The sequence below is a fragment of the Acidithiobacillus sp. IBUN Pt1247-S3 genome, assembly GCF_041146875.1.
GTDB lineage: Bacteria > Pseudomonadota > Gammaproteobacteria > Acidithiobacillales > Acidithiobacillaceae > Igneacidithiobacillus.
Window position 1 is genome coordinate 1 of record NZ_JBFRXP010000062.1, and the last position, 1,350, is coordinate 1,350.

1 protein-coding gene is annotated in these 1,350 nt (G+C 53.9%); it reads right to left on the bottom strand.

Features of this window, described 5'->3' with window-relative positions:
• Positions 1-218: 218 nt before the first annotated feature.
• Positions 219-1,259 (bottom strand): IS110 family transposase, encoded by a 1,041-nt coding sequence (locus AB4090_RS15030; RefSeq protein ID WP_369574685.1) that lies wholly within the window; start codon positions 1,257-1,259, stop codon positions 219-221.
• Between the last annotated feature and the right edge of the window lie 91 nt (positions 1,260-1,350).

Consider the following 1,350-nt stretch of genomic DNA (forward strand, 5'->3'; position numbering starts at 1 on the left):
CGTACATTCGGACTTTTGCTGCGAGATAGACTCGCTGTCCCTGATGGGTTTCGCTGGTCAACGCCTCAATCGCTTACGCGCACTCTGGGTGCCTCGTCTAGCTCGGGCTGTGCTGGCCACGGTCTTACCTGTTCTGCCATCACTTCGTGATTGCCTGCGCAATCGTTGGTGTTACGTTCCTTCTCCTTTGGAGGATTTCGCTGTACATCTGCTTTGGGTCAATTGGTTATCGTATCCGCAGCGGCAAAGTAGTTCGGTTGATATGTACGGTCATGGGCGAGCAACGCCCATACAATCCGCGCGGATTTATTGGCCAGTGCTACTGCGGCGATATTTTTATTACGACGCATGGTCACAGAAAACGCCCAACTCCGGGGATCCGCCTTTTGTACTGCCCGGTAAATCACCGACCGTGCCCCATGAATCAGGAGGGTGCGCAGATAAGCATCCCCTCGCTTACTCATACCCAGTAGATTTTGTTTCCCGCCACTGGAGTGTTGCCGAGGCACCAGGCCAAGCCACGCAGCCAACTCACGGCCATTATGAAAATTCTGCGCGTTGCCAACGGTGGCAACCAAGGCGGTTGCGGTGAGATAGCCGATCCCCGGGATTTTTTCTACACGTTGACTCCATGCATTGCCTCGATGCCAAGATTGAATCTGCGCTTCTATCTCTTCCGCCTGTAGCTGGAGATGCCGCAGATTTTCCAGGAGACGGTTAATGAGATCGTAGAAAGATCCGGGCAACTCCTGGCGAGCATCTTCCATCAGTTCAGGTACGCGCTGCGTAACATAAGCGATCCCCTGAGGCACGATGATGCCGAACTCGCTTAACAAACCACGAATCTGATTGACTTGCGCGGTGCGTGCCTTGATGAAGCCCTGACGTGCCCGATGCAGTGACAGAACTGCCTGCTGCTCCATATTCTTGATCGGCACAAAGCGCATCGAAGGACGGCCGACTGCTTCACAGATGGCCTCAGCATCCGCCGCATCATTTTTGTTGCTCTTGACATAAGCCTTGACGAATTGGGGCGCCATCAGTTTGACGGTGTGCCCAAAGGACTCCAGCATGCGCGCCCAATGATGAGCACTCCCACACGCTTCCATGCCCACGAGGCACGGCGGGAGGTTTACAAAGAATGACGCCAGAGAACTCCTCCGCAGTTGCTTGCGCAGCACCACTTTGCCATGGGAATCCACAGCATGTATCTGAAATACATTCTTTGCCAAATCTATGCCAATCGTCGAGATCTCCATTGGGAAACTCCTTTGCTCGTATGGTGAGGGTGGACCCCCACTATGGCACATCCTGCTCTATAGGGTGGAGGCGTCCATACCATTGCTTACA